Origin of the sequence: Pseudomonas sp. SWRI68, assembly GCF_014269165.1 — a bacterium.
In the GTDB taxonomy this organism is placed as follows: Bacteria; Pseudomonadota; Gammaproteobacteria; order Pseudomonadales; family Pseudomonadaceae; genus Aquipseudomonas; species Aquipseudomonas capeferrum.
Map to the genome: position 1 here is coordinate 31633 of NZ_JABWRU010000026.1, position 18308 is coordinate 49940.

The 18308-nt window shown below is 57.9% G+C and carries 20 protein-coding genes and 1 tRNA gene; 13 read left to right on the forward strand and 8 right to left on the reverse strand.

Annotated features, from left to right (window positions below; translation table 11 throughout):
• Positions 1 to 137: 137 nt before the first annotated feature.
• From HU770_RS24340 to HU770_RS24355, 4 genes are all read right to left on the reverse strand, one after another.
• On the reverse strand, positions 138 to 1433 hold the full coding sequence (locus HU770_RS24340; protein ID WP_033701435.1) for an NAD(P)/FAD-dependent oxidoreductase: 1296 nt from the start codon (positions 1431 to 1433) through the stop codon (positions 138 to 140).
• Between the two features lie 84 nt (positions 1434 to 1517).
• The gene (locus tag HU770_RS24345) at positions 1518 to 1691 is read right to left on the reverse strand and encodes a DUF3094 family protein (RefSeq protein WP_013970765.1); all 174 of its coding nucleotides are present in this window, start codon (positions 1689 to 1691) and stop codon (positions 1518 to 1520) included.
• A 132-nt stretch (positions 1692 to 1823) separates the two neighbouring features.
• The gene (locus tag HU770_RS24350; protein WP_013970766.1) at positions 1824 to 2453 is read right to left on the reverse strand and encodes a DUF1780 domain-containing protein; all 630 of its coding nucleotides are present in this window, start codon (positions 2451 to 2453) and stop codon (positions 1824 to 1826) included.
• A 55-nt stretch (positions 2454 to 2508) separates the two neighbouring features.
• Positions 2509 to 2670: a hypothetical protein gene (locus HU770_RS24355; RefSeq protein ID WP_167334466.1), complete on the reverse strand. Its 162-nt coding sequence runs from the start codon at positions 2668 to 2670 to the stop codon at positions 2509 to 2511.
• Between the two features lie 109 nt (positions 2671 to 2779).
• Here HU770_RS24355 and HU770_RS24360 point away from each other — a divergent pair, with 109 nt between their 5' ends.
• Positions 2780 to 3463, forward strand: a complete 684-nt coding sequence (locus HU770_RS24360; RefSeq protein WP_033701431.1) for an energy-coupling factor ABC transporter permease — start codon at positions 2780 to 2782, stop codon at positions 3461 to 3463.
• A 172-nt stretch (positions 3464 to 3635) separates the two neighbouring features.
• On the opposite strand, the gene yacG is transcribed toward HU770_RS24360, so the two are convergent.
• Genes yacG through HU770_RS24380 form a run of 4 tightly spaced genes read right to left on the reverse strand, consistent with a single transcriptional unit; the run spans position 3636 to position 6533 of the window.
• Entirely contained in the window at positions 3636 to 3836 is a 201-nt protein-coding gene (gene yacG, locus HU770_RS24365; RefSeq protein ID WP_047582821.1) for a DNA gyrase inhibitor YacG, read from the reverse strand.
• A complete protein-coding gene (gene coaE, locus HU770_RS24370; protein WP_047582819.1) occupies positions 3833 to 4456 on the reverse strand; it encodes a dephospho-CoA kinase in 624 nt (207 codons plus the stop codon). The genes yacG and coaE overlap by 4 nt, the downstream gene beginning before the upstream one ends.
• Positions 4456 to 5322, reverse strand: coding sequence for an A24 family peptidase (locus HU770_RS24375; protein WP_186660597.1), 867 nt, complete (start codon positions 5320 to 5322; stop codon positions 4456 to 4458). The genes coaE and HU770_RS24375 overlap by 1 nt, the downstream gene beginning before the upstream one ends.
• Before the next feature lie 2 nt (positions 5323 to 5324).
• Positions 5325 to 6533 carry a type II secretion system F family protein gene (locus HU770_RS24380; RefSeq protein ID WP_186665983.1) on the reverse strand — a complete coding sequence of 403 codons (1209 nt, stop codon included), beginning with the start codon at positions 6531 to 6533 and terminating at the stop codon, positions 5325 to 5327.
• A gap of 217 nt (positions 6534 to 6750) precedes the next feature.
• On the opposite strand from HU770_RS24380, the gene HU770_RS24385 reads away from it, so the two are divergent.
• From HU770_RS24385 to HU770_RS24440, 12 genes are all read left to right on the forward strand, one after another.
• Positions 6751 to 7161, forward strand: coding sequence for a pilin (locus HU770_RS24385; protein ID WP_033701422.1), 411 nt, complete (start codon positions 6751 to 6753; stop codon positions 7159 to 7161).
• A gap of 70 nt (positions 7162 to 7231) precedes the next feature.
• A tRNA-Thr gene (locus HU770_RS24390) sits at positions 7232 to 7307 on the forward strand.
• 161 nt (positions 7308 to 7468) lie between these two features.
• Positions 7469 to 8758 (forward strand): integrase arm-type DNA-binding domain-containing protein, encoded by a 1290-nt coding sequence (locus tag HU770_RS24395; protein ID WP_186665985.1) that lies wholly within the window; start codon positions 7469 to 7471, stop codon positions 8756 to 8758.
• Positions 8759 to 9035: 277 nt separating this feature from the next.
• Positions 9036 to 9815, forward strand: a complete 780-nt coding sequence (locus HU770_RS24400; RefSeq protein ID WP_186665987.1) for a hypothetical protein — start codon at positions 9036 to 9038, stop codon at positions 9813 to 9815.
• Positions 9816 to 9884: 69 nt separating this feature from the next.
• On the forward strand, positions 9885 to 10145 hold the full coding sequence (locus tag HU770_RS24405; protein ID WP_186665989.1) for an AlpA family phage regulatory protein: 261 nt from the start codon (positions 9885 to 9887) through the stop codon (positions 10143 to 10145).
• On the forward strand, positions 10142 to 10474 hold the full coding sequence (locus HU770_RS24410) for a hypothetical protein (protein ID WP_186665991.1): 333 nt from the start codon (positions 10142 to 10144) through the stop codon (positions 10472 to 10474). Before HU770_RS24405 ends, HU770_RS24410 begins: the two co-directional genes overlap by 4 nt.
• Before the next feature lie 541 nt (positions 10475 to 11015).
• Positions 11016 to 11303, forward strand: a complete 288-nt coding sequence (locus HU770_RS24415) for a hypothetical protein (RefSeq protein WP_186665993.1) — start codon at positions 11016 to 11018, stop codon at positions 11301 to 11303.
• On the forward strand, positions 11300 to 11584 hold the full coding sequence (locus HU770_RS24420) for a DUF3077 domain-containing protein (RefSeq protein ID WP_186665995.1): 285 nt from the start codon (positions 11300 to 11302) through the stop codon (positions 11582 to 11584). The genes HU770_RS24415 and HU770_RS24420 overlap by 4 nt, the downstream gene beginning before the upstream one ends.
• Positions 11581 to 14469: a DUF927 domain-containing protein gene (locus HU770_RS24425; protein ID WP_186666003.1), complete on the forward strand. Its 2889-nt coding sequence runs from the start codon at positions 11581 to 11583 to the stop codon at positions 14467 to 14469. The genes HU770_RS24420 and HU770_RS24425 overlap by 4 nt, the downstream gene beginning before the upstream one ends.
• Positions 14470 to 14559: 90 nt before the next feature.
• Complete coding sequence (locus HU770_RS24430; RefSeq protein ID WP_186666005.1) at positions 14560 to 15417, forward strand: hypothetical protein; 858 nt, start codon at positions 14560 to 14562, stop codon at positions 15415 to 15417.
• A gap of 465 nt (positions 15418 to 15882) precedes the next feature.
• On the forward strand, positions 15883 to 17001 hold the full coding sequence (locus HU770_RS24435; RefSeq protein ID WP_186666007.1) for a nucleoid-associated protein: 1119 nt from the start codon (positions 15883 to 15885) through the stop codon (positions 16999 to 17001).
• Between the two features lie 6 nt (positions 17002 to 17007).
• Positions 17008 to 18288, forward strand: a complete 1281-nt coding sequence (locus HU770_RS24440; protein ID WP_186666015.1) for a hypothetical protein — start codon at positions 17008 to 17010, stop codon at positions 18286 to 18288.
• The last annotated feature ends 20 nt before the right edge of the window (positions 18289 to 18308 follow it).

Genomic DNA, 18308 nt, shown 5'->3' on the forward strand with positions numbered 1-18308 from the left:
TAGGCCTGATACATAGATGCAACCGGGTTCCAATGCTCAAAAGCAGCTAGACAATGTGGGCGAGTCCATACATAGGAGCGGCCTTGCCGGGGCGCCGGACCGGTCGGAAAGGGGCGCAAGGCGCCCCCAGCATTCTGTCAGTGCAGCTTCAACCGCGGCTCAGTACCGCGCCCAATCTTGCTACCCAGCATCATCATCGCCGTGCGGAAGAACCCGTACAGCGCCATCTGGTGCATGCGGTACAACGACACATAAAACATCCGCGCCAGCCAGCCTTCCAGCTTCACGCTCCCCATCAAGTTGCCCATCAGGTTACCCACCGCCGAGAAGCGCGACAGCGATACCAGCGACCCGTAGTCCTTGTACGCATACGTTGGCAGCGCCTTGTTCTCCAGCCGTGCCTTCAGGCTTTGCGCCAGCATCGAAGCCTGCTGGTGTGCAGCCTGTGCCCGTGGCGGCACGTTGCGGTCGGTACCCGGTTGCGGGCACGCGGCGCAGTCACCAAAGGCGAAGATGTTGTCGTCGCGGGTGGTCTGCAGGGTAGGGCGCACCACCAGCTGATTGATGCGGTTGGTTTCCAGGCCATCGATGTCCTTGAGGAAGCCCGGTGCACGAATACCAGCCGCCCACACCTTGAGGCTGGCCTGGATCACTTCGCCGTCCTTGGTTTTCAGCCCATCCTCGGTCACTTCGCTGACCGCCGCATTGGTCATCACCTTCACCCCGAGTTTTTCCAGGGTCTTGTGCACTGGCACGCTGATGCGCTCAGGCAGCGCAGGCAATACCCGCGGGCCAGCCTCGATCAGGGTGATGTGCATGTCCTTGGGCTGGATGCGATCCAGGCCATAGGCGGCCAGTTCGTGGGCGGCGTGGTGCAGCTCGGCGGCCAGCTCCACACCGGTAGCACCGGCGCCGACGATGGCCACGCTGATCTGTTCGCTGGCCACGTCACCGGCGTGGGCACGCAGGTAGTGGTTGAGCAGTTGCTGGTGGAAGCGCTCGGCCTGCTTGCGGGTGTCCAGGAACAGGCAATGCTGCGCCGCGCCCAGGGTGCCGAAGTCGTTGGTGTTGCTGCCCACGGCAATCACCAGGGTGTCGTAGCTCAACGTGCGCGCAGGCACCAGCTCGCGGCCCTCTTCGTCGAGGGTGGCGGCCAGCTGGATCTGCTTGCCTTCACGGTCCAGGCCGCTCATACGCCCCAGCTGGAAGTTGAAGTGGTTCCACTTGGCCTGGGCCACGTAGTTCAGTTCATCTTCCGAGGAGTTCAGCGAGCCAGCTGCCACTTCGTGCAGCAGTGGCTTCCAGATGTGCGTCAGGTTGGCGTCGACCAGGGTGATGTCGGCTTGCTTGCGCTTGCCCAGGCTTTTACCCAGGCGGGTCGCCAGTTCCAGGCCGCCGGCGCCGCCGCCGACAATCACGATGCGATGAGTCATGGGGATATCTCATAAGGTTTACGGAATTCTTGGCCCTGGGGGCCGGCCGCAAACTGCATGAGGAGAGGGCGAGCGCAAGGCAGCTCATAGCACCAGTCCACTCAACAGGCGGCTAATGAGGCCCAGACCAATGGTCACGGCCACCACCAGCACCAGGAGCAGCCATGGCCGGAAGGGCCTGCGCTCGACTTGGTGCTGGGGGGCTCGTAGATACTCATCGACACGACGCTGATCTTCCGGGTTCAGTCGGCTGGTCATGGTGGGCCTCGTCAGATAGACGTATGTGACTGCACAAACGCTACAGCGTTCGTGCAAGCGCTTGGAACAAATGATAATGCGTTCTATCGCTGGCGCCGAGTGTACGCCATCGCAAAGAGTCGCTGCACTGGATCAAAGACTGATGCCCACATCGAAGACGATGCTGCGCCCCAGGTTGCCGCGTAAAAAGTCAGGCGCATCGGGGTGGGCGAACAACACCCGGGCGAAAGTCGGCCCGACCAGCGACAACGAGCGCCAACCTTGGCGCAGGTATTCGGTAGGGGGCGGGAAGTGGGTGTTGAGGTCGAGCACTTCGCGCTTGAGGCTGGCGAAGGCGATGATGTCCAGCTCGTTCAGCTCCAGCCCGCGTTCGCGGTAGTTGTGCGCTTTTTTGCGCAAGGTCGGCGCCAGGCGCCCGAGCAGTTCCGTAGCACTGATCCGCCGCGGGCGTGCTTCGCGGCGCACCAGTTGCGCCAGGGAAAACGCACTGCGCCGGCGCTGCAGCTCTTCGCGCCACTCATCGTTCAGGCGGCGGCCCTCGTCCAGCACGAAGAACACCTCAAATGCCGCATCGCGGAACAGCACATCCGGCGGCTCCTGGCCGGCCGGGGTGAAGTCTTCGCTGCGGTAGGGGATGTTCAACCCTTGCAGCAGGCGTTGGCATACCCAACGCTCACGCTCCCATTTGCGTGCATTGGACAGAAACGCATTGGCTTGTTCGGCCTGGATGGTAAGCAGGCGCAGGTAGTCTGAGTCATCCATGCAGACAAGCTTAGACGCTAATCGATGACGGTAAGATGCTGTTTGTGCGTAGAAATCAGCTCAACACCGGCCATTGCTGAACAACCCCCAGCAAGTGCACCAGGCCAAACCCCAGGCAGACCAGCGAGCTGACCACGATAATGGCCAGGTGCAACAGGCCGATCACAGCGTTGAGCAGCGCTGCCAGCAGCAGTGCGAGGTTGGTCCCTTCCGGCATTTTGAATGCGTCCTGCATCGCGGGGAGGCGCCAGCCTACCGCAGCCGGATGAACGGGAGAATGGGTGTAGACTCACTTTATCCACAAGGCTGAAAGGGGTATTTACCAGGTGATCAGTGCACAGGTGTTGTCAGGCACCAGCCTCACGCTGGGCTGGCTGGGTTACGTGCCGCTGTTGCTCTGGGCGGCCAGCCGCGCCCGCTGGGTAGAGCTGTTCACCGACCGGCGCCGCCAGCACCTTCTGTTTGGTACGGTGTTCTGCCTGTTTGCCCTGTGGTTGGTCAGGCGCGATTTTGATACGGGCGTGTCGTATCACTTCATCGGCATGACGGCCGTCACCTTGTTGCTGGACTGGCCGCTGGCGGTGCTGGGCGGCTTTCTTGCGCAGTTGGGGTTGCTGGCGCTGGGGCGTCAGGACCTGGCGGCGCTGGGCGTCAACGGCCTGCTGTTGATTGGCCTGCCGGTACTGATTACCGAACTGTGCGCCATGGCGGTCGAACGTGCGCAACCGCGAAACCTGTTTGTTTATATCTTTTGTTCAGGGTTTTTTCCGGCAGCGTTGACGGTGCTGGTGTGTGTGTTGGCCGGGTTGGGGATTTTGTGGCTGGACGGGCGCTTTGCCATGCCAGAGTGGCTGAGTGACTTTGTCGGCTACCTGTGGCTGATGATGTTCCCCGAGGCGTTCATCAACGGCATGGTGATCAGTGCTTTGGTGGTGTTTTGCCCGGAGTGGCTGGAAACGTTCAACCGCACGCGGTACCTGCAGGCGCCGTGGAAAGAAGACGAACATTGACCGGCCCCGTCCCGCTGCACGACCCCTGTAGGAGCGGCCTTGCGTCGCGAAAGGGCCGCGTAGCGGCCCCCGGTTTCAGCGCCACCACAAATATTGCCGGGGCCGCTGCGCAGCCCTTTCGCGACGCAAGGCCGCTCCTACAGAGGCCAATACAGATGGCCAATACAGAGGCTTAGTGCCGCGGCTCCAGGTCCCCCGAATACAGCTCATCCTCGGACTCTTCCGACCCCGCGATCTTGTGTTCTTCCGCCGCCCAGGCCCCCAGGTCGATCAGCTTGCAGCGATCAGAGCAAAACGGCCGGCACGTGCTTTTCTCGTTCCATTCCACAGGTGCGCCACAGGTAGGGCAGTCGACGGTCAATGGCTGGCTCATGGCTGGCCTCCTCGTAAAGTCAGGTAAAAATGATGCAGACGGTCGATCTGCTCGTGCAACGCGGCAAGGTCGCGGTCATTGACCACCACATCGTCGGCATGGCGCAGCCGCTCTTCGCGGGCCAGTTGCGCATTGAGGATGGCCTGCACCTGCTCCGGGCTGGTGTTGTCCCGCTGCAGCGTACGTTCCACCTGCAACGCCTGCGGCGCATCGATCACCAGCACGCGCTGGGTCTTGCGATACTGGCCAGACTCGATCAGCAAGGGTGACACATACACGGCATAAGGCGATTCGGCCTTGGCCAGGTAGCTGAAAATCTCCTGCCCGATCAGCGGGTGCAGCAACGCCTCCAGCCACTGGCGCTGCGCCGGGTCGGCGAAAATCAGCTGGCGCAAGGCCGCGCGGTCGAGTTGGCCATCGTCCAGCAGCACGCCAGGGCCGAAGCGCTCGACAATGCTGGCCAGCGCCGGTCGCCCAGGCTCGACCACCCAGCGCGCCGCCTGGTCGGCATCGACCAGGTGCACGCCAAGCTCGACGAAGCGCTCGGCGGCGGCACTCTTGCCGCTGCCGATTCCGCCGGTCAGGCCCAGAATCCAAGGGGTGAAAGCTGCAGTGGTCATCAGAATCCAAGCAGTTGCATGTAAGAGGCGTATATTTCATCACCCCAGAGCACGGCAATCCACCCCGCAATTGCCAGATAGGGCCCAAATGGCATGGCCGTACCCATGGAATGCTTGCGCACCCGCAGCAGGTACACCCCAACCAGCGCCCCAAGCACCGACGACAGCAACAAGGTCAGCGGCAGCACCTGCCAGCCACCCCAGGCGCCGAGCAGCGCCAACAGCTTGAAGTCGCCATAGCCCATGCCTTCCTTGCCGGTAACCAGCTTGAACAACCAGTACACCGTCCACAGGCTGAGGTACCCGACCACCGCGCCGCACACGGCATCGGGCAAGGGCACCCATACCCCGAAGTAATTGACGATCAGCCCAAGCCACAGCCCTGGCAGCACGATGGCATCGGGCAGCAGTTGTTGGTCATGGTCGATCAAGCTCAGGGCCAGCAAGCTCCAGGTCAGCGGCAGCAGCACCAGTGCCTCGACGCTGGCCCCGTAGCGCCAGGCCACCACCATCGACAGCAGCGCACAACCCACCTCAACCAACGGGTAACGCACGCTGATGCGCTGTTTGCAGGCCGAGCAGCGCCCACGCAACGCCAGGTAGCTGAGCACCGGGATGTTTTCCCACGCCCGTATCCGGTGCCCGCATTGTGTGCACTGCGAGGCCGGCAGGCACAGGTCGAAACGCTCGTGCTCGGTCACCGGCAGCCCCAGCACTTCGTGTGCCTCACGCTGCCATTGGCGCTCCAGCATGATCGGCAGGCGGTACACCACAACGTTGAGAAAACTGCCCACCAACAGGCCGAGCACGGTCGCCAGGGTGATGAAGTAAACCGGCTCCATCGCCAGGAAGGTCCATAAAGTCATGTTCAGATCAAGCTACCCAGCTGGAAGATCGGCAGGTACATCGCCACCACCAGGCCGCCAACCAGCAGGCCCAGGACCAGCACGATGGCCGGCTCCAGCAGGCTGGTCAACTGGTCCAGCGCCTGGCTGACCTGTTCCTCGTAGTGGCTGGCGGCTTTTTCCAGCATCTGGTCCAGCGTGCCACTGGACTCACCGATGGCCACCAGCTGCACCAGCAGCGGCGGGAACAGCGGTTCGGCCGCCATCGCCTGGTTCAGCCCCTGCCCATTGGCCATGCCTTGGCGCAAGCGCTGGATCGCCTGTTGATGCAGCTCGCCACCACTGGCCTTGGCCACCGTCCCCAAGGCATCCAGCAGCGGCACCCCAGCGGCATAAGACGTTGCCAGGCTGCGCGCAAAACGCGCCAGCGCCGCCTGCCCCAGCAGCTTGCCGAACACCGGCAGGCCCAGCACCCGCTGAGTTATCCACAAGCGCGCCGGCCTGTGCTTGCGGTAAAGCTCGCGCGCAGCCACCGCCAACAGCACCGCACTTACCAGCAACACCGGTGCATGACGCCCCAGCCCTGTGGACAAGTCGATCACCCACTGGGTAAAGGCCGGCAGTGCCGCATCAAACCCCGCGAACAGGCTCTGAAACTGCGGGATCACCTCCAGTAACAAAACCGCCGAAACACCCAACCCGGTCAGCAACAACAGCAGCGGGTAGATCATCGCCTTGCGCAACTTCTTGTGCAGGGCCAAGCGCTGTTCCAGCATGCCCGCCAACTGCTCCAGCTGCCGGTCGAGCGTGCCGGACTGCTCACCCACCCGCACCAGGTTGCAGTACAACGTATCGAACCACCCCGGGTGGCGCTGCAACGCATCCGCCAGCCCCAGCCCCGACGCCACATCCTGTTTCAATCGAACCAGCAACGCCGCCTGCGCCGCATCACAGCCACTGCGCCCCATCACCTCGAACGCCTGCAGCAGCGGCACCCCGGCTTTAAGCAAAGTCGCCAGCTGCCGGCTGAAACCCGCCGGGTCGGTTTTCTCCCGCCGCTTCGGCCAACGCCACGCCCGCCCGCCAGCAGGCCGCAAACGCGCCACCAGAATGCCCTGGCGCAGCAACCCGGCGCGCACATAAGCCGGGCTGCGCCCAGCCATTTGCCCACTGACGGCCAGGCCATCAGCGTTGGTGCCCTGCCAGGCGTAAAGACGTATCGAAGGGTTCATGCAAAGGTCCTTTTTTGCCCGCACGACAAGCCTCGAAACAGCTTGCCGCGTCCATGAGAGGGCGTGCTTCCCTGATGCTCACTAGAGTAGTTCAGCGAAGATGACGCCCAGGCGGGCAGGGGTGACAAAAGGTGTCTGTTCAGGCCTACTGCGCCGCTGCCAGCCTGGGGCCGAGAGTGACCCCAATGTGTATGCGTATCAAACAAGGAAAACGTTCATGAAAGGGCAACGCGGTATCACCCTGATCGAACTGATGATCGTCGTCGCGATCATCGGCATTCTGGCGACCATCGCCATACCGATGTACACCAACCACCAGTCCCGCACCAAGGCCGCAGCCGGGTTGCTGGAGATTTCAGCGCTGAAGACAGCCATGGACCTGCGCTTGAACGAAGGCAAGGATGTGGCGGATGTCGGTGCGCTGGGTGGGCAACCGGCGACAGCGCATTGCGCGATTACCGCCAGCGGCAACGCAGCTGCCGGCACCGGGAGCATTGTGTGCACACTGGTGGATGCACCGGCCACCGTGGTTGGCAAAGCCCTGACCCTGACCCGCTCGGCTACTGGGTGGGGCTGCACCACCAACATCGAGGAAGACCTCGCGCCGAGTGGTTGCAAAGGGGCTTGAGGGCAGGGCAATAAACGAGGGGAAACAGGGGTTTGCGTAACGGGTGCGGCAGTGGTACGTTGCGCTACACGCCGGTGTAGCTCAGTCGGTAGAGCAGCGCACTCGTAACGCGAAGGTCGCAGGTTCGATTCCTGTCTCCGGCACCAGAGACCAGTTTCCAGAAGTCTATGACTGTCTACGAAACGCCCCGCAAAGCCCGCCTAGTGCGGGCTTTGTTGTTTCTATCCGTCTCGTTTTGTCTCTGGGCATCTACACGATTTAGGGATATGGTTAGGGATATCTCGGTTCGACAAGGAAACGTATCCCTATGGCGCGCACAGTGGTGCCTCTCACCGATCCCAAATGTGATGCAGCCAAGCCTCGGGAGAAGGATTACAAGCTGTTCGATGGCAAAGGCCTCTACCTTCTGGTGAAGCCGTCAGGGGTCAAGACCTGGCGTATGAAGTACACCAAACCTGATGGCCGTGATGGCTTAGCTACGTTTGGCAACTATCCGGCGCTCGGCTTGAAAGCGGCCAGGGAGCGACGCGCTCAAGCGCTTGAGCTTCTTGCCGCTGGGAAAGACCCTATCGAGCAGGCGCGCTTGGACAAACAGGAAGCGGCGAACGCTCGGGCGAATACATTCCGTTTGCTGGCTCAGGAATGGCACGCGGCCTGCGCTCGTAAATGGACACCTGGTCATGCCTCCACCGTTTGGCGACGTATCGAGTCCCATCTGTTGCCCACTCTCGGTGATCGTCCGGTCGCGGAGCTGAAAACACGGGATCTACTTGTTCCGCTGAAAGCGGCAGAAAAGCGGGATACCTTGGATACGGCTGCACGCCTACGCCAGTACATGACGGGTATCCTCCGCATGGCGGTTCAGCATGGACATCTGGATTTCAACCCGGCGATCGATCTGCAAGGCGCCACGGCCACCCGCAAAACAGCGCACCGGCCAGCTTTGCCATTCGAACGCTTACCTGAGCTTCTTCAGCGGATAGATGCCGACAGCGGGCGCGGCCTGACCAAGCTCGCGGTGGAGCTGACCATGTTGGTGTTCATCCGCTCCAGCGAGCTCCGCTTCGCTCGCTGGGGAGAGATAGACATGGGGAGGCTGATGTGGGAAATCCCTGGTGAAAGGGTGGCTATTGAGGGTGTGAAAAACTCCCATCGAGGCTCCAAGATGAGCACTCCACACTTGGTGCCGCTCAGCCGACAGGCTGTAGAGGTGCTGGAGAAAATTCGTAACCTCACTGGTCGTTTCGATCTGGTGTTTGCGGGTGATCACAATCACTGGAAACCCATGAGCGAGAATACCGTGAACAAAGCGCTGCGACGAATGGGGTATGACACCAAAGCAGAGGTATGCGGCCATGGTTTTCGGACTATGGCCTGCTCCGCACTGGTTGAGTCTGGGCTGTGGAGTAAGGACGCTGTCGAACGGCAAATGAGCCACCAGGAGAGAAACGCGGTGCGTGCCGCCTACATCCACAAGGCTGAGCACTTACAAGAGCGGAGACTTATGGTGCAGTGGTGGGCCGACTATCTGGATGCCAATCGCAGGGATGCAATTACTCCCTATGATTTTGCCCATGGGAGGTCCCTCCATCCATGAAACAGATTGAGATGATGGTAGAGGGCATGACAATGCCTGTCCCATCAAAAGCCAGTGTACCAGGTGTAACCCGTGTAACGGATCAGACCAAGACGCTGAAATCATTGGGGATTAGGCACGTAACACCGACCAAAATATTGTCGTACACCCGGTGTAACCTCGCCGTCCCGTGTAACGCGAAAAGCCCCTCGTCCGCCTGCTGGCCTATGCGCATGCTCACTCAGGTCAATACAAATCGCGGGCTGGGCGCAAACTGCCGGGGCGTGGGGGAATGTTGATGCAGCCTGACTCGTTGTCCATTGATGGGCTGGCCATCCATCCGACCCGGACCGAATCCAGCACCATAAGGGAGCATCTAAAGCGCCTTCCAATCTTCAGTGGTTACGCTTCAGAGGTGGATGCCGTACTGAACATCATGGAGCACTGCCGCCACTGGCTCCCGGAGGAAATCGGCGCAGAGCTGAGCAATGCTGCACTGCAATACAATGACGCGATCTACCAGGTGATTTCTCACTACGGGGCCAGGCAACTTGTCGCCCAGTTCCGGAACTATACCGGCCTCGAAACGGCGACAGACGTGCAGGTTATTGCTGCTTTCGCGCTGGCAAATGCTATCCATGCATTATGCGGCTTGGCCGAGCACTTGATTACACAAGGTCAAGAAATACCCGCCCTTGAGTACTACCAGATGCACCTTTGCTGCATCGAGGACTACGTGCCTGGTGCTAGCGCCTGGCTAGATCCTGATGAAAACGCAGCATGCTGCGAGATAGGCGACTTGGCCCACGCCGCGTCGAGATATGCAGACACCAAAATCGACGGAGTGTTGAGTGGGATTGCTCGGCGCAAGGAAATCGCCAGCCGTGATCGAGCCATCGAACTGAAAGCACTGGAACTCGTCCATACAGGAACAGCCAGGCACAATCTGAACAGCAAGCTACGTGCCTGGCAGGAGCGCGAAACAGGAGCGTCGCTGACGAAAGTTCAGATGGGAAAGATCCTAAAACGCATTCCTTGGCTGGGTTACAACCCGCCCATTTCAGTAACAAAAAAGTAAAGTGAACCTTAACCGTTAAGTAGCTACTCCATATTCTGCGCCCTGTAAAACCAATACAGGGATACAGCTATGACACTCCAACCCGCACCGCTGGGCGGTTCTGCAATCGACCGGTCGGCCAGGCTCATTCGCATGAAAGAAGTTGTAGAGCTCGTGGGGCTTGCACGCCCAACGATCTACAAACTGATGAGTCAACCTGAAAGCACCTTCCCTCAGCCTGTGAAGCTCACTGACAGCACCGCCCGCGGCGCTCCCGTGGCTTGGGTTCTATCTGAAGTTCAGGCCTGGACGCGCGCTCGCATCGCTGCGCGAGACAAGGTGGCCGCATGACGCCCATTTTCCTCCCCCATGCAGCGCTCGATGCAATCGACGAACTGGGTCAAAAGGCTCCAACACATGGGCGGTTGGCGCGCTTGCAAAAACTGCGCGACGAAGCGCTGGCCAAAGGGGCCCACGTTCTGCTGCTGATTTGGCCGACTCTCGATTGGGGGCTACTGGCTATCGAGACGCCTGGCGACGTGACGATTCGAGATGCGGCGCAGTTGGTTCCCAACGTGCTCGCCAATCCCGATGCACTAGGGCAGATGTATGAGAAGGCGCGGCAAGGCCGCAATCTCACCTGGCTCAAGCTTGAGCGCCGTCCCGCCGCCACTCACTAACGAAAACGCCCCCGGCTGCAACCGAGGGCGTCTGAGGATCTTCACTGTGCCCGCCTACTCTATGCCATGGCCCAGAGCCATGCAACCTGCCCGCGCCTCTCGGCTTGCGCTTCGTCGGCTCACACGTTACTCTGCGCCTGTCGCTGCAAATTCAGTGACCGGGTTTGGCGACCCGAGCTTAAGAAGGCGCACAGGCGCCCCCATCACGTTTTCAGGCGCTTTTTTTGTGCCCGCATTCTCGTGTTATGGCGGCTGTGCGTGGGAGACCTTCGGGTCTGCCGGGTTCCTTCTTACCCGGTTCGCCAACCTGCGCACAGCTGCCACCCTAATTCGTTTGGCGACGGACCGTGGCAGCTCCCATTTAAGAAGGAGCTCCGCCCATGCACGCCCTCAATCCGTCCGCCCTCCAGAACCACATTGCTGCCCTGAAGGCCCGTGCCATTGCGGCACTGCACGCCAACTCATCCCTCTCCGTCCGCTTGGCGCGTTACAACGCCGCTATGGCCCGTGCTCGCGCCCTAGAAGCAAACGGGGGTGCTCAATGACTACTCCAGTCCACTATTGCTCTCAACCTGAGGATTTGCTTTGCATTACTGCAAACGCGCCCGCTGGTGTACCTATCGATGCAATTACCTGTGCCGTTGAGCGAGCCCAGGCAGTGTTGTGCTTACTGGAGGATCAGTTCGAGGCGGAACAGAACCAACGTTTGGCTAACCGTGTGATCCTCGGCGCCCTTTGGGACGTGCGCGGAACACTGGAGCAGATTCGTACCCTGGTCGTGCATGCCGATGACTCAACCCGCCATGTGGCGGAGAGGGTGCAGAAATGAGTGGGCACTTTCAGATCAATACCGTAGGTGGAGTCACCTTCTCTAAGCACAACTCGTTGAATCAACCGTTCTTCAAAGTGTGCCCTAGTGTATCCGGTGAGGAAGCTTTGGAGCATGCGTCGGTGCTCATGAGCTGCGTAAACAAACTGACCCAGTTGGCTGGCGAGAGCGACGACAACAATGCACTGGTTTGGGCGGCACATTATCTGGGCGAGCAGGCTAAAGCGCTTGTCGATGATGTGACCACTGGGATTCAGATTGCCGAGGGTGGCCAAGCATGAGCAGGACTACCCCCAACTCCCGGCATCCGACCTTTGCGCAGGTCAAAGCGGCCTCCCTCGCAGCGATTGACCGTGTGCTAGCCCACTGGCTTCCCAATGGCAAGCGCGTAGACGGTGGCAAGGAGTACACCGCCCCCAACCCAACACGAGCGGACAAGCACGCAGGTTCGCTCAAGGTGAACCTGGCCAAAGCCACCTGGTGCGACTTCGCCACCGGCGACAAAGGCGGTGATTTGATCGACCTGGTGCGCTACCTTGATCGTGGCACCGATGTGGAGGCTTGCAACAAACTGGCGGCTTTCCTCGGTGTCGAGGCAACGAATAGCACCAACGTCACACCACCCACTGGCCAGGCCAAAAAGCCAGAGTGGGTGCCCGTGTTGCCCATTCCTGAGCAGGCAATGCAGAAGGTGCTGCAAGCGCACCGGCAGCACGGTAAACCTTCCAAGGTTTGGATTTACCGGGATGCCAACGGTCAGCCACTAATGGTGCTGTGCCGCTTCGACCTCGGGCCGGATGAGAACGGCACGTCCCGCAAAGTCTTCGCGCCCCTCACCTGGTGCAAACACTCTGCTAACGGCTCGCTGGCCTGGCGCTGGCAGGGCTTATCGGCGCCTCGCCCGCTGCTGCGCCTTGATGAACTGGCTAAACATCCCTTGGCACCAGTCGTACTGTGCGAAGGTGAGAAGGCTGCCGATGCCGCTGCCGAGCTATTGCCCGAGCATGTTGCTACCTGCTGGCCTAACGGTACGAACTCTTGGCAGAAGGCTGATTTCGCGGCGCTAGTCGGGCGTGACGTGCTGCTGTGGCCAGACAACGACACCCCAGGCATGAAGTGCATGGATGCCTTGGTCGAGCACTTGCGAAAGATCGGAGCAGCCACGGTACAAACGGTAGCTTTGGCGGTGTTCGAGCAACGCCCCGGGATGCACGGTGATCACCCCACCTTTGCCCCGGGCGGTGAGTGGAGCGAAGGAGACGATGCGGCAGATGCCAAATCCAGAGGCTGGACTGCCCGACACTTGGCAGAGCTGCAACACACCGGAGAGCTGTTCGCCCTCGCACCTGCCGCCACACCCACCCCAACCAAGCAGAGCACTGGCCGGACCAAGCCACAACCCGAGGAGAAAACCGCCCGCGCCCCGAGCGGCTTTCGTGTCACAAAGGATGGGGTGTTCTATTCAGCTGAGGATGGCGAAGCACGACTGGTTTGTTCACGGCTAGAGATTTTGGCTCGCACCCGTGACGAGAAGGGCCACGGCTGGGGGCTACTGGTGGAGTTCGATGATCCGGACGGGGCCAGCAAGCGCCTCAATATTCCGGCCAGGGCGATGGCCGGCGACTTTGGCAAGGAGGTGCTCGCGCCACTAGTCGATATGGGGCTGCGCCTGGCGCCCGTGCGTACTGCTCGTAATTCGCGTAACGACCTGCAGAGCTACCTGCAAGGCTATGACGGCTCCGAGCGCGCCCGTTTGGTCACTCGTCTGGGCTGGCATGGGGATGCTTACCTGGTGCCGGATCGACAGATCGGTGCCAGCACGGAATACCTGCACTTCTACGAAGCTGGCACCCAGCTCCCGCCCATTACCCAAGCTGGAACACTAGAGCAATGGCAACAGCAAATCGGCACGTTGTGCGTGGGGAATAACCGTCTGACGTTCGTCGTGTGTGTAGCTTTTGCTGGAGCGGTGTTGCACTTGCTTGGCCATGAATCAGGCGGATTCCACCTCTACGGCGATAGCTCGGGCGGGAAGACTACCCATTTGCAGGTGGCCGCTTCGGTTTGGGGTGGGCCACGCCTGGTGCGTTCCTGGCGCTCTACAGATAACGCGCTGGAGAGTATCGCGGCGGCACACTCCGACGGCCTTCTGGTGCTTGATGAAATCGGGATGTGCGATCCACGGATCATCGGGGAAACGGTCTACATGCTTGGCAACGGCACAGGCAAAGCCCGGGCGAATGACCGTGGGTTGAGCGGACGTCAGGTACAAGAATGGCGATTGCTGTTCCTTTCCACGGGAGAAAAGACCCTTGCGCAACACATGGCCGAAGCAAACAAGGATTTAAAAGCGGGTATGGAAGTACGGCTACTAGCCGTACCGGCTGATGCCGGAAAAGGACTGGGGTTGTTCGAGGAGCTGCATGGTTTCGAAGATGCTGCTGCGCTTTCGGATGCGCTGAAAGCTCGAGTGGCCAAATCCTACGGATCTCCCGCCCTGGCATTCCTGTCGGCGCTGTGTGACCCGGTCAAACTGCGTGCCTACATAGCCATGGTCCGCAGCACCGTGGAGCGCTTCACCGCCGAGTCATTACCAATCAGTGCAAGCGGACAGGCTCAGCGCGCTGCTACTCGCTTTGGATTGGCAGCAGCAGCTGGAGAGCTGGCTACCGCCCTTGGCGTTACCGGGTGGCCGGATGGGTTGGCTCTCGAATCCGCCCGCGTATGCCTGAAGGCTTGGTTGGCCGAGAGAGGAGGTATCGGGAACATGGAAGGCGATGCAGTTCTTGCCCGCCTCCGCCAAGTGATCGAGAGGTTCGGAGAAAGCCGCTTTACGCGCTGGGAATCTGCTGCTGCCAAGGTCGATGAACATGGTCCACGCACGCTTGATCGTCTTGGCTTTCGGAAGTCGATGGAGCACGGCATGGGTGACACGGCGCACACGACGACGACCTATTACGTACTCCCCGAAGCTTGGCGCTCTGAGATATTCCGCGGCATGAACCTCAATGCAGTAAACAAAGAGCTATTGCGGCGTCGAGTACTGGAGCCAGGCAAAGATGGCAAGGCCTCCACCTCCGTGCGTCTACCTGGGCTCGGGCTACAGCGCTGTTATGTTGTCGTCACGATCCCTGAACCGGCTGAGAACAAAGCACAGGCCGCTTGAGTCACTACCTCTAAGACCGGGAGGTAGCGACGGCAATATACGGTCTTGCCAGCCTCGTACACGACTATTCCCAATCATTAGGTATTAACCATGAAAGAACTGAAGAAACAGCGCGATGAATTGATTGCCGAGCGTGATGCTCTTGAGGCCAGCATTCCAGACCTTCGGGATACTTGGCAAAAAATGCCCAGCAATTGGGATCACCGGGGAAACTGCATAGGTAGTCCGGAGTCAAGAGCGGCCATGGATAAGCTCTCTAGCGCTGAAGCTCGCGTACGCAGTATCTCGGGGGCGCTGGAGCGGGTTGATCGAGAAATCAGCTATCAGGAGAGCTTGGCGAATGCGAAACAAACCAGGGCAAAGGCCTGCCAGGTCATGTCGGATTCTTCCAAAACTGTGATGGCATTGGAGAGTACTCGCAGGCTTGTGCTGGAGCGCCTGCAAGCAATTCAGAAAGAAACGGATCTAGCCATCGAAAGGGCACAGCAAGCCGAGCGTGATGCAGCGAACCTATACGCCCGCAGCGTAGCAACTGGTGACAGTGAAGGTGAGAAGTCCGCAAGCAACGAGATGGAGAAAGCCAGCACCTTGCTGAGTGAGTCTGATGAACATGCAAGGCGGCAAGAACTGATAGTTGCGGCGTTACAGGCAGAAATTGATGCGCTCGATATTCAGATTTCCACTGCTCAGCAGCAACGTAGCCAAGCTCAGGACAGCGCTCTGATAGCAACTGCCTTGGCCCTTGGTGATGAATGGAATCGCTTGGCCAAGCAACTAATCTCTGTGGGCTCTCGAATTCTCGCCGTGGATCATCAACGAGGTAGCGGAAGCATGGTGTTGTCAGACCTGTCGATCCCTCTCTTTGGCCCTTCGTCTAGAAGGCTCGACCGCGACGATGTACTTGACAGCGCTAGAGGCATCGCCCTAGCAGACTTGATCGAAGCGTAGCCCCTGAAACAGCCCGCAGATGCGGGCTGTTTGATATTGCGATGGCCTCGACCTTTCTACTCATGGGCGTCGTGTGTAGCAATCGAGTGATCAGAGCTCATCACGAAGACCTTGAAGATGTGCACTGCTATCGGTGGGGACCGCTAGGCTGATTGGACCCTAAGAAAACACTCCGCCTGCCCCATCAGGTGGGGACGCGTTCTGGTTAAGCCTGAAAGGTAATTGCATTTACATGTCGCGTCGAGCTGTCACCGCAGCTGCAAATCATCACCTCGATGGTCCGAGCAATGACGTAGTCGGGGGTGGCCTTTCGTCGGACACCAACGGGCTGCCTTGCACTTATTGCTGTATGTATATACAGTAATCTTGTCACCCTCGTTGCGCGTTCGAGGCATGCCCGGTTGTGGCGATTTGCCATCTTGGAGTAGATTGGGTATCCAAATAGTGCTTAACAAGGATGTAATAATGGATATCAAGGTCAACTTTTCGGTAGTCCATGAATTGAAGAAGGAGCAGTTTAAAGACATACAGCCATCCTTCATACGCACCAAAGTTCTTGATTCTGGAAAACCGGCCGTCAACAAATTGATTGTCGGCGCTACATCGATCTACGGCAAAAAAAACAATGCTGCCCACTATGGTATTTTTGCAAAAAAGACTGCAAGTGAGTTTCCAAGCGATTTCAATAACTACACCAAAATTGTAATTTCTGAGCAATCTTTTCTGGAAATTACAGGTTCGGCGATGGCGGAGCTTTACGAAGCAGCCAAGAAAACCGTCGCTTCATCTGGTGGATACATTCTTTTTGTGGATTACGAAAGCGGTAATGCTCGGTTTTTGCTGGTTGCAATGCTGAAGAAGCGTGACGGTCTTAGGCTGAATGATGAACTGGAGCCGGAGGAGTTGATTGAACTTGACTTGAACAGCCTTTATCATGCGGCGCGAATCAATTTCAGTAAATTTGGGGAATACCTAAAAGCTGATGACGAAGCAAAGCAGGAGTTGAATTATCTCAGCTTTTTGAGTCAGAGTGCTGGCCGTTCTGCGGCAGGTTATTTCGTTACCGCTCTGGGCTGTGCGGTGGGCACAGCATCAGCGGCAGCCACAAAAAATCTGATAATTGAAAGCGTTAGGTTTTTCCGTGAGCGACCGAACCTTCACCCACATCGGATCCGTTTCAAAGATGAAGTTTTGCGATACCTAGAGCAGCAGCGTGACACTGGTTTATCCGTGAAACTGTCTGAAGTAGAAGCAATCGCACGTCAGTTTTTTCCAGCTGAAATGGAAGGTCAAGCTGATGATTTAGCAAGTGAGTTTACAGGCCATCTCAACAGCGAAGCAGTTGGTGTGCCTGTTGAGTTTCCGATTAGTAAAGTTACCCTCGATAAATATACTCATGTGCTATATAAGGCGGATAATTGGCAGCTTAAATTTGACCGCAATTCATTAGGTGAAGGTGTTGATGCTGAAATTCGTTTTGTCGAACAAGACCGCAAGCTTATCATTAACAATCTATCTGATCAGGCTGTGGACGTTATTCGCCAGGCTCTTGCCGATAAAGTGGATGCTCCCTTAGCCGAGTAAGTCAACATGGCCGACGTTCTTGAGTTTGTCCGTATCTATCGCTTATTTGGGTGTCCGTCTCTGAAGACTGGGAACTCGTTTTGTTTTCAGTCCAGCGTGTATCGTGATGAGCTAGCCGATGCCGTACTTCGATTGGCGGAATCGAAAACAGGTCGATTTGATGAGCTGTTGATCGATGGAGAAGAGGCCAAGCCGCAAGATTTGGCGTTGGCCAAGTCTTGGTCGACTATTGAATTATCTTATGTGATCGATGCTTCGGGCGCGGTGCCAGTTTTTAAGAATATTGAACAACTGATGGCACGATCGAAAAGCTATGTGCGTCAGTCGTTGCCACCACATTTTTATCTCTTAGAGGACGATATCCTATCCTCAGATACACCTACTCATCCTCAGGTTAAATCTCTGCAGGATATCTGTCGATTAATTGTATGTTTAGCCGATTTGGCGCATTTTCATGATGAAAAAGACTCAAGCGATGAGTACAAGCTGGTTTTTGTAGCTGATGATCTTGGTAAAGGGGAGCGCGCTGTAACTCTCTACCCTTACCTCGATGCTAGCCTACTTTCATGCGAGCTAGGCGTCACTCTCATTGATAGCTTGCAGAGTAGTAATATGGATGTGAATCCTCACTTGGTAAAGGAGAGGGCAATCTTTCGCGCTAGTCTAATTGAACATCTTGTTGGGTGTCACGATGGAAAAGAACGCTTCAAGTTCTTGGTGGCTAATTGGCGCGCGTTTATAGAGCTATATGAGAATAATCTTTCGACCTATCTAAGTGGTTTTTCTTTTCATAAGGTAAAGCAAGAAATCGCCACCACGCAGATAACTATCGCCGATCAGATGTCTAAGGTCGTTGGTGATATAAGTGGTAAGATTCTTAGTGTGCCAATTTCGCTTGTGGCTGTTATTGCTATAGTTAAAGCTGAGAGTGCTCTGGAAAGCACGATACTAGTCGCAGGGCTCACTATAACATCGGCATTGTTGGCCGAAACTCTTTCCGCGCAGCGGCTTCAGTATGATCGGATCAGTCATTCGCGAGGCATGATGTTTTCCGATCATTTTAGTGTTTCTCGCCAATACCCCGCAGACTTAAGGAAATGTCTTGATGATGCAGTATCTGCTCTTAACGATAACGAGAGAAAGCTTAAGCGATCGTTGCTCACCTTGAGGGTTGTCTGTTGGGTTCCGGCTGTCGCAGCAACAGCGCTGCATTCATTTATCTACCAAGATGCTCTAATTCAGGGGGCAAAAAAAATACTGAAATCTCTGTTGCTTGCGGTGTGTTAGGAGCAGAAAATTCACTATGG

Coding starts and splice junctions, on each gene's coding strand:
- HU770_RS24340 (WP_033701435.1), bottom strand. CDS start 1,433: ATGACTCATCGCATCGTGATTGTCGGCGGCGGCGCCGGCGGCCTGGAA.
- HU770_RS24345 (WP_013970765.1), bottom strand. CDS start 1,691: ATGACCAGCCGACTGAACCCGGAAGATCAGCGTCGTGTCGATGAGTAT.
- HU770_RS24350 (WP_013970766.1), bottom strand. CDS start 2,453: ATGGATGACTCAGACTACCTGCGCCTGCTTACCATCCAGGCCGAACAA.
- HU770_RS24355 (WP_167334466.1), bottom strand. CDS start 2,670: ATGCCGGAAGGGACCAACCTCGCACTGCTGCTGGCAGCGCTGCTCAAC.
- yacG (WP_047582821.1), bottom strand. CDS start 3,836: ATGAGCCAGCCATTGACCGTCGACTGCCCTACCTGTGGCGCACCTGTG.
- coaE (WP_047582819.1), bottom strand. CDS start 4,456: ATGACCACTGCAGCTTTCACCCCTTGGATTCTGGGCCTGACCGGCGGA.
- HU770_RS24375 (WP_186660597.1), bottom strand. CDS start 5,322: ATGACTTTATGGACCTTCCTGGCGATGGAGCCGGTTTACTTCATCACC.
- HU770_RS24380 (WP_186665983.1), bottom strand. CDS start 6,533: ATGAACCCTTCGATACGTCTTTACGCCTGGCAGGGCACCAACGCTGAT.
- HU770_RS24385 (WP_033701422.1), top strand. CDS start 6,751: ATGAAAGGGCAACGCGGTATCACCCTGATCGAACTGATGATCGTCGTC.
- HU770_RS24395 (WP_186665985.1), top strand. CDS start 7,469: ATGGCGCGCACAGTGGTGCCTCTCACCGATCCCAAATGTGATGCAGCC.
- HU770_RS24400 (WP_186665987.1), top strand. CDS start 9,036: ATGCAGCCTGACTCGTTGTCCATTGATGGGCTGGCCATCCATCCGACC.
- HU770_RS24405 (WP_186665989.1), top strand. CDS start 9,885: ATGACACTCCAACCCGCACCGCTGGGCGGTTCTGCAATCGACCGGTCG.
- HU770_RS24410 (WP_186665991.1), top strand. CDS start 10,142: ATGACGCCCATTTTCCTCCCCCATGCAGCGCTCGATGCAATCGACGAA.
- HU770_RS24415 (WP_186665993.1), top strand. CDS start 11,016: ATGACTACTCCAGTCCACTATTGCTCTCAACCTGAGGATTTGCTTTGC.
- HU770_RS24420 (WP_186665995.1), top strand. CDS start 11,300: ATGAGTGGGCACTTTCAGATCAATACCGTAGGTGGAGTCACCTTCTCT.
- HU770_RS24425 (WP_186666003.1), top strand. CDS start 11,581: ATGAGCAGGACTACCCCCAACTCCCGGCATCCGACCTTTGCGCAGGTC.
- HU770_RS24430 (WP_186666005.1), top strand. CDS start 14,560: ATGAAAGAACTGAAGAAACAGCGCGATGAATTGATTGCCGAGCGTGAT.
- HU770_RS24435 (WP_186666007.1), top strand. CDS start 15,883: ATGGATATCAAGGTCAACTTTTCGGTAGTCCATGAATTGAAGAAGGAG.
- HU770_RS24440 (WP_186666015.1), top strand. CDS start 17,008: ATGGCCGACGTTCTTGAGTTTGTCCGTATCTATCGCTTATTTGGGTGT.